This window comes from Fusobacterium sp., assembly GCF_029258315.1.
In the GTDB taxonomy this organism is placed as follows: Bacteria; Fusobacteriota; Fusobacteriia; order Fusobacteriales; family Fusobacteriaceae; genus Fusobacterium_B.
Genome location: NZ_JARHZE010000036.1, coordinates 25081 through 34022, shown reverse-complemented (window position 1 = coordinate 34022; position 8942 = coordinate 25081). Strand labels below are relative to the sequence as shown.

Genomic DNA, 8942 nt, shown 5'->3' with positions numbered 1-8942 from the left:
GATAAAACTTTTGTATTGGTATCTAAAAAATCATTTCTATAATTTACTTTTACATCTTTTATACTTCCATCTATCTTTTCTTTTCCTATATTCCCTTTAACTGCAATGGCTAGTTCTGTTATAAAAGATATATTAGTTGTAAGTCCTGTCGTATTTTTTATATCTTCTGATTTAATCTCACTTGGTTTTTCTCTAAAAACTAATAAACTTTTATACTCTCCATCCTTCATATTGCTATTTTTTTTAATTTTAAATCTCACCGTTTGTTTTCCACCAGGTTTTATAGAAATCATTTTTGGGAAAATCACAATATTCTCATTAAAATTATAATCTTCATAACTCTCTGGCACTTCTGTAAAAACCTCTATTCTTAAAGGCTTTGCTGTATTGTTTATAAGGTAAACTTCATTTGTTAGATTTTGTTTTAAATCTAAATTAAATCCAGTAGGAGCAACCGAAAAATTTAATGCAAGAATAATATTATATAGACATATATAAATAAAAAATAGTTTTTTCATAAGTTTTACTCCTTTTAAAATTATAGTTTTGATAAAATATCATCATATTTTTCATATCTTAACTCTCTGTTAAATTTTTTGAACTTGCTTACTAATTTATCTTTATTAATATTATTTTTTGGTTTTAAATCTTTACTGCCCTCTTCAATTCCATTATTAAAAATAGTTTTTTCCATTACCATACCATTTTTATCATAAATTATAGATTCTCCATGTTTTTTTCCTAACTTATATGAAACTTTTGTCTTTATCTCACCTGAACTATAATAAAGTTTCCAAACATCTTCTCTTCTATCATCAATATATTTTCCTTCTAGTAATAAAGTTCCATCTTCTGTAAAAACTTTTATTGAACCATTTAATTTTCCATAAGAAAAATTAGTTACTGTATTTATTATATTTTTAGAATAATAACTTATAAATCTTCCATTTAAAAGTCCATTATGATATGTAGACTTTAAAATTTCTATTCCCTCTTTATTAAAAACTTTCATTTCCCCTGATAAAACACCTTTTTCAAAGTTTTCAAAAGCTTCTAATTTATTTCCTTTATAATAATATTTCCATTGACCACAAGGTTTATCATAATCATACTCTAGTACAGCTCTTCTTTCACCTGTAGGATATTTTATTGTCCAAACTCCGTGCTTGATCCCCTCTATATATTTTCCTTCATATAAAAATTTCTGTCCTTCATCTATAAACTCCCCCTTAAAGACTCCGTTTTTAATACCATTTTTATATTCTTCAGAAATATTTTCCCCTTCTAATTTCCCAGAAAAAGGGGTATCTTCCAATTCAATGTAAACAATATTATTTTTTATTTTCTTTTTTTCAAATTTTTCAATCCTAATACTTCCCCAAGCTAAAATAAAGGAAGTTAATACTATGTATAAAATTATTAAGTTGCTTCTTTTCATCTTATTAACCCCTTAGAAATTAAATATATCATCTGTTATTTCTGAACCTTTGTCTTTTTTTTCTGAAATATTTTCTTGATTTCTTATTAATTTAGTATCAATTCCTTCAAAATATCCTCCCTCCTCTGGATTTTCAAGAGTTACATTTACTGGAATCATATTTTGACTAAATCCTATATTTTCCTCTCCAATATATTCAAATTTTATTATATATTCTCCTGGTGTAACATCTTCAAAGAAAAACATTCCATCAAATTCAGGATCTATTGTTTTTACAACTTTTCCATCTTTTTCTAGTAAAATAGTTGTCATTGATATACTTCTTATAAATTCTTTTTCACTAAAATCCTCTGTTTGCCATATATTTCCCATTACTAATGAAACCACTTCAACTGGAATATCTATTTTAGCTCCTGAAGATCTTCTTGTTTTAATTTTTAAACTATCTCTTGAATTCTTCAGCATTGGATCTAGTGTTTTTCTATCTATATCTAAAACTACAACCTCATTTGAATAGAATCCTTCAGCTACATATTCCCCATTTTTATCTGAATAAAAATGTTTATTATCTACCATCACTTTTACATTTTCAAGAGGAGTTTCTCCTTCATCATAAACTCCATTTCCATTCTTATCTAAAAATACTTTTCCATGTATCCAAGAACTATTTAAAGATATATTTTTCTTTATTTTTCTCTTCGGATTACTCAAATCTATTATCTTGCTTACTTCTAGTCCTGTTTGAGTTTTTCTATTCTTATCTTCATCAAATGTAGTTGTTGAAGGTAATTTCATGTAAATTATATCATCTAATTCTATATTAAATGACAATCCATATGTGAATTTTTTGGTTTCATTTGAATATTTTATTTCTGCTCCAACATCTGCAAATAATATTTCTTTAAATATATTTTCTTTCTTATGATTTATTCTTAAAAAATATTCTTGATCATATCTTCTCTTGCCATCATCTTTTGATATGTCTGCCTCTAATAAAATAGATACACTTCCATTTGAATAACTTAATGAAGGTTTAAATCCAACATCCTCTCTACTTCCATTTATATTTTTTTCTATTTTTAATGAAGTATATACTGGATTAAATACAGAGCTATCCCATAATCCATAAATATTTTCCTCTTTATCTTCACCAAATTTTTCCTCTGTTTTTAGTATTCTTTCCACCCCTATTTCAAAAAAGTTTCTATTAAAACTTTTTCCTAAAGAGATAGAATTATATTTTTTTATTTCAGATTGCTCTGCTATTGTCTCTGAAAAACTATTCTCTATAAATTTTAAATTATATGAAAATAATTTCTGATCAACACTTAATTCATAACTATTTTCTTTAGATTTATAATCGTAATAATTTTTATAATTGATAATCATTGGAAAATTCTTATTTCCGGTTCTCAATAAAACGTCACTTTCTAATATTTTATATTGGTTACCTGAAATAGAATTTAAATTCATTCCGCCTAATCCCAAAGTTAAATTATCTGTAACTCCATAAAAAGCTCTACCTATATATTGATTTTCATGAGTTTCGTCACCTTTTCCACCTTGGAATGTAAATCTAGATTTTCCTTTTTTTAATAGATCACTATCAGAAAGAGAATAAACTTTTCTTTCCTCTATCTCTCCATTTTCATAATAAATTTTTAGTGTATAATCTGAATTGAAAACTCCATCATCAATTCTAAATTCAAAATTTTCTGAATATGGTTTTATATAGTCAACTAAAAATGAATTTCTATACAACTCTATTGTTTCTGCATTTTTAGCCTGTCCTTTTATAATTGTTATACCTGAATCTCTTGTCATATAGGTATCTTTATTCTCAAAACTAACTCCTAGAACTTTTGTATCAACACCAAAAAAAGATGGAGCTATCAATGAAAAGTTTCCAACTACTAAATCGTTATCTTCAATTATATCTGAATAAGTTAAATTTCCATAATCTATCTTATGCTCTGGTTTAATTTCTCCTGATAAATATAATTCTCCGTATAAAAGTTGAGATGAATATTCATACTTAATTTGATACTCTGATTCTTCAACATTAGATTTTGAGTAATCTATCTTAAATAATCCTGGTGTCGCCAATTTTCTTGGAATTTCAAAATCTATCTTCTTCTCATCTTCCACCTTTCTTGTATCCAATCTTAATCTTTCAACTTTGGCTCTTTCTCTTTCTTCATAAGGTAAAATAAAATTTGGTTCTACATTTAATTTTAGCGCTGAATAATCAAAAAAACTCTCTTTAAAAAGTAATTTTTTCTCTAAAACCTTTATATTTACATATAATTCTCCATCCATTACAAAAGATTCTTCATCATCAAAATAGACCTTTATATTTTTTTTATTGATATTTCCATAAACTTTTTTCTCTTTTAAATTAATATCCAAAGTATATAATTCCAAAAAATAGAAAAAAGTATTTAAACCTATATACACGTTTTCTGTTTCACTATCAAATTTTACCATAAAAAAATCATCTTTTAAATTTTTGGCATTGATTTGAACATACGAATCTTCAAACTCTTTATAATTTTCTATTGAATAAGTTTTAAAAAAACAAAACATTAATAAAATTAAACTATATAATCTAATCTTCATACTCCACTCTTACCACAAATGACCCTGTATATCTTCCAAAATTACTTCTATTTGTATCTGTCTCACCATCTATAAAAATATCATTTATAATACTTTTATTTCCCTCTACTTTTTCAAATTTTTTCTTTAAAGACTGTTTTTTATTTTCCCTAAACTTTAAATTAACTACCAATTCATCATTAAGTTCATTTTTTATAATAGCTGATTTAGGTATTTTTATCTCTACTCTTTTTCCTTTTTCTCCAACCAATGAAATTTTAGCAGGATGGGCATCTATTGATCTTTCTGTACTTAGCTTTTCTCCAGCTATTACTTTTCCTAAATACATATCTTGCTCAACTTTTATTTTTAAAGAGTATATCACATCTATATTATTTAATTCTAAATATATTTGTTCTTCTACTCTCCCTGCTTCATCATAGATCTTTCCTATTTTTAATCTTTTTACCTCTCTTGTTGTTTTAAGATTACTCCAATCAAAAATAAAAATTCCTTGTAAATCAAATTTTATTTCATCAACTACTTTTCCCTCTCTATTTCTAAAAAATATCTTATCTCCTATTACATTCTCTTCATTTGAAGTTATTTTTAAGTTTTCACCTTTTATAAAATTATTTTTTAGATTTAAAGAATTTTCTAATGCAAAATATCTACCTTTTCCATTTCTTAACTTAATATTAACTTGATCTATTCTAAATTCTGTTCTTGTAGTAACCCCATAGATTACATCATCTTTAAGATAAATATAATCTGTCTGGGCATCCAAAGCAAAAGAAACACAAAAAGAAAGTATATATAAAATTATAATAAATATTTTTTTCATCTTTTCTCCCATTCATCATATTGATTTTTATATTTAGGGGAAATTACTATATAATCTCTATAATGCAAGATTGGAATATATGGTAATTCCTTATAAATTAATTGTAAAATTTTATCTAGTATAATTTCTCTTTTTTCTTTTCTTTTTTCCTCTTTTAAAATTTTGAAAAATGGTTTAAGAGAGTTATATACCTCCCTATTTTCTAAATCATTTAAGAAAATCTTAGCTATATTGAATACAACCTCTTCCCCTACCATTGAAATATTATAAAGTGTCAAATCAAAATTTTTATTTTTTAGATTTATATTATATGACTCTAAGTTATGCGGCAAAATATTAATCTGTATATTATATTTTTCAAAAGCTTCTTTTATTTTATTTGCCTCTTTTATATTTTTATCTGTATTTAAAACCATCAGATCCATTTGACTTTTCAACTTTATATTTTCTGGAAACTTTTCATTACTATTTACTATATCTATTTTTGAAAATTCCTCTTTTGATAATTTAAAAGGAAAGAAACTAGTTGCCTCTCTATCTATTATATTTTCAATAGCTTTTTTTTCTTCATAGGTATAATTATTTTTATTTCCAAAAACTAAGGCTAAAGTTTTTATACCTTTTTCTTGAAGTTTTATTGTTTCATCAGATATTATATTATACTTTTCACCATAATTCAAAGCTATATTATCTATGTCTAGTGCTACATCTACTTTTTCATTAAAAAGTGATATAAGCCTTTGACTATCCTGAATCTCATAAGAAAAATAAATATTTTCCACATCATGATTTTCCTTAAAATATTTATCAAATCTCTTTAATACAAGTCTATTTTTTTCAAAAGATTTTACAAAATATTCACCTGTTCCATATATTTTTCCATCTTTTATTTTAAATATTGAAGCTATATTATAGGTCAACATCTCTAAAAATATATTATTTTCTTCTGACAGTTTTATTATTAATTTTCTATCATCTATAATCTTTATATTGATTATCTCTGAAAAAAGTCTTCCTAAATTTCCGTTGTATTTTAAATATGCCAAAGAGTTCTTTACATCAATAGAAGTTAAACGATCATTATTATGAAAATAAACATCATCTCTTAACTCCAAATAAAGCTCTTTTTCATTTATCCAATGGTAATTATCCACAAGATATGGTTCTATATCACCATTTTTATTTTTTATAAAAAGATTATCATAAACAAACTTTACTACCCTTGACGAATAAACATCATTTATTAAGGCAGGATTTAAATTAGCTACTTTCATTCCTTGTATAATTTTAATATCTTTTATTTTTTCCTCTTTGACTTCCTCTTCTATATATGTTTCTTCAAATAAATCATCAAAATTTTCTGTCTTTATTTCTTTAGCAAAAATTAAAGAGAAATTGAATATTAATAAAATTATATATTTTTTCAAAATATTCACCTCTTATTTATTTTTAAATTTTGAAAATATCTCTTCTATTGAATATTTAGCTTTATTATTTTTCTTAAATATTTCATCAAATATTCTATGATTCTTTTCAAATATTTTAACCAAGATTGGATCGAAACTTTTTCCACTCTCTTCTATAATTATTTTTACAGATTCTGCATGAGTAAATCCATCTCTATATACTTTATCTTGTCTAAGATTATCATAAGTGTCTGCTAATGCTACAATTCTACTCTCTAAAGGAATTTTATTTTCTTCTAAACCTAATGGATAACCTTTTCCATTCCATTTCTCATGGTGTAGTCTTATTATATTTTCAGCCATCACTCCCAATTCCAATTTTTTTATTAATTTTAAACCTATTTCAGTATGTTTTTTTACTGTTTCAAACTCCTCTTTTGTCAGTTTTCCAGGTTTATTTAAAATTGATTTAGATATAGCTATCTTTCCTATATCATGAAATGGTGTTAATCTTTTTATATCTGTAATAAATTTTTTACTACAACCATACTGTTTCGCCATAAATTCAGCATAAAGAGCTAATCTTTTAGAATGGTCTCCAGCTTCTTCAGTATCTAATTGATGAATAGATTCAAATGTTTCTATTAAAGTTCCACTTACTCTCTCAGCCTTTTTCCTATTTTTTTCTGATTTTATTATTAAAATAATCAATAAAATTATAAATATTATTGTTGGTACTGCTATCTTTGCCATTAATCTATAATTTTTTTCAAATAAAATATTTTTATTAGCTTTTGTATCAACCATTGTTTTATCAAGAGAAAAACTTTCTACTAGAACTCTTATTATACTTCCTAACTCTTCATCCTCTTTTCTTATTCCCATACCAATACTAAATTCTTCATTTAATATTCCTGCAACTTTTATTTTATTTTCTAAAAAACTATTTGTTATTGTTCCCTCTATCATACTTGAAAAAAAGATTAAAAAATTTCCCTCATAATTAAGTAGTTTTTCAATCCCTTCTTGTAATGTTTCTACATAAATTATCTGTGGATTATTAATCATCTTTGGAAGTGTAATATTAAAATCTTTATCTTTTATTAAAATTATCTTTTCGTTATCCAAATCTGAAGCATCAACAGCAAAAGAATCTAACTTTCTATTAGCTATACCTATTGTATTTTGATAATAAGGTTTTGTAAAAGTATATTTATCTTTTAAATCATTATTTTCTATTATAATACCATTGATATCCCAATCTTCATCCTTTGTTATTACAAATGGAATACCTAATATTTTTTCCATATCCTCCATTATTTTTGGAAGTATCCCCTTTATTTTTCCATTGTGTTTATAAAAAAGCGGTAATAAATATTTGTCTTTTGTTATTCCTATTTTTATTTCAGAGTATTTCTCCTTTATAAATTTATAATTTGGAATATCTTTAAAAACATATTTATAAAATTCTATTCTATTTTTATCTAAAATTTCTCTTAATTCTTCCTCTTTGTAATTTCTTAGTTCCTCTTCTAAGATTTTATACACATCTTTTAAATCTTTTTTTACAGCTATTTGTTCATTGTATAAAATATTCTCTATGACTCTTACTTTAGTCTCCACTGAGTTATTTTCAATCCAGTTACTTAAAATCAATCCATCTAGATCTCCAGCTCTTAAACTTTCAAGAGCATCTACTCTATTTTTCATCAAAACTTTTTCAAATTTTAAATCTGAAAATTTCTTTTCTATCTCATCAATACCACGAGAATTTTCTATATATCCTATTTTTAGTCCTTGAAGATCACTAATTTTTCTTATATTTCCATCATTATTTACCAGTATAGCTATTCTATAATTTATTGGCATTTGAATAAAATTATAATCTTTATATTGTGTTTTATCCACTATTCTTAAAGCTATATCTGGATTTTTTTCATTAAAAATGTAATTTAATTTATGATTTGATTTTTTTTCAACTTTTTTTAAAATATCTGTATAAACTCCCTTGTATCTTCCCTCTTCCATATTTCTATAAAGATACATATCCACTAAATTTTCTGGAACTTTTATATTTAAACTTTCCCCAGCAAAACAAAAACTGTTTATTATCAATAATATTAATAAAATTATTTTTTTCATAGCTCTCCCCTATTTTTAATTTTCATATGTTGCTCTTATTGTAATCCCACCAGAATATTTTCCACTTTCAGTTTCTATTGGAAGTTTATTTATTCTTCCTTTTATAGTTATTTCTTTGCTCTTTAAACCAGAAAATTTTATTACATCTTCTACTATAGATCCTCTATTTTCTCCTAAAAAAATCTCAGTTATTATTTTTTTAGAATTTTCATTATAAATTGGAACCTCTAAAAACTCTTTTACTGATTTATATCTTGAGTCCCCATCAGCTTTCCATTCAAGTTTTATATTTCCATTTCCACTTATTTCTATTTTCCCATTTTGTTTAGCTTTTATATCTGTATCCCCTGCTATTATTGTTCCAAAGTCAACATCAGATATCTTTTTTATAGTTATAGGTTGTAACACATCAGCTGTTATCTTTACAACTGCCTCATCTTTATATCCAGCTTCTGCTAAAACAAAAATTATTAAATTTAAAAGTATTAATAACCATTTTCTCATTATATAACTC

The 8942-nt window shown here is 24.5% G+C and carries 7 protein-coding genes; all 7 read right to left on the bottom strand.

Annotation, left to right across the window (positions count from 1 at the left end):
* On the bottom strand, nucleotides 1-518 hold a 518-nt coding region (locus tag Q1J48_RS02670), incomplete at its 3' end, for a fimbria/pilus periplasmic chaperone (protein WP_300361004.1).
* 20 nt (nucleotides 519-538) lie between these two features.
* A complete protein-coding gene (locus Q1J48_RS02665) occupies nucleotides 539-1438 on the bottom strand; it encodes a toxin-antitoxin system YwqK family antitoxin (protein WP_300361001.1) in 900 nt (299 codons plus the stop codon).
* A 12-nt stretch (nucleotides 1439-1450) separates the two neighbouring features.
* Nucleotides 1451-4057: a hypothetical protein gene (locus Q1J48_RS02660; RefSeq protein ID WP_300360999.1), complete on the bottom strand. Its 2607-nt coding sequence runs from the start codon at nucleotides 4055-4057 to the stop codon at nucleotides 1451-1453.
* Nucleotides 4047-4880: a hypothetical protein gene (locus Q1J48_RS02655; RefSeq protein WP_300360996.1), complete on the bottom strand. Its 834-nt coding sequence runs from the start codon at nucleotides 4878-4880 to the stop codon at nucleotides 4047-4049. The genes Q1J48_RS02660 and Q1J48_RS02655 overlap by 11 nt, the downstream gene beginning before the upstream one ends.
* Nucleotides 4877-6307 carry an ABC transporter substrate-binding protein gene (locus tag Q1J48_RS02650; protein ID WP_300360993.1) on the bottom strand — a complete coding sequence of 477 codons (1431 nt, stop codon included), beginning with the start codon at nucleotides 6305-6307 and terminating at the stop codon, nucleotides 4877-4879. Before Q1J48_RS02650 ends, Q1J48_RS02655 begins: the two co-directional genes overlap by 4 nt.
* 12 nt (nucleotides 6308-6319) lie before the next feature.
* Nucleotides 6320-8428 carry an HD domain-containing phosphohydrolase gene (locus Q1J48_RS02645; RefSeq protein ID WP_300360990.1) on the bottom strand — a complete coding sequence of 703 codons (2109 nt, stop codon included), beginning with the start codon at nucleotides 8426-8428 and terminating at the stop codon, nucleotides 6320-6322.
* Between the two features lie 15 nt (nucleotides 8429-8443).
* Nucleotides 8444-8932, bottom strand: a complete 489-nt coding sequence (locus tag Q1J48_RS02640; protein ID WP_300360987.1) for a hypothetical protein — start codon at nucleotides 8930-8932, stop codon at nucleotides 8444-8446.
* Nucleotides 8933-8942: the final 10 nt, after the last annotated feature.

Coding starts and splice junctions, on each gene's coding strand:
- Q1J48_RS02640 (WP_300360987.1), bottom strand. CDS start 8,932: ATGAGAAAATGGTTATTAATACTTTTAAATTTAATAATTTTTGTTTTA.
- Q1J48_RS02665 (WP_300361001.1), bottom strand. CDS start 1,438: ATGAAAAGAAGCAACTTAATAATTTTATACATAGTATTAACTTCCTTT.
- Q1J48_RS02660 (WP_300360999.1), bottom strand. CDS start 4,057: ATGAAGATTAGATTATATAGTTTAATTTTATTAATGTTTTGTTTTTTT.
- Q1J48_RS02645 (WP_300360990.1), bottom strand. CDS start 8,428: ATGAAAAAAATAATTTTATTAATATTATTGATAATAAACAGTTTTTGT.
- Q1J48_RS02655 (WP_300360996.1), bottom strand. CDS start 4,880: ATGAAAAAAATATTTATTATAATTTTATATATACTTTCTTTTTGTGTT.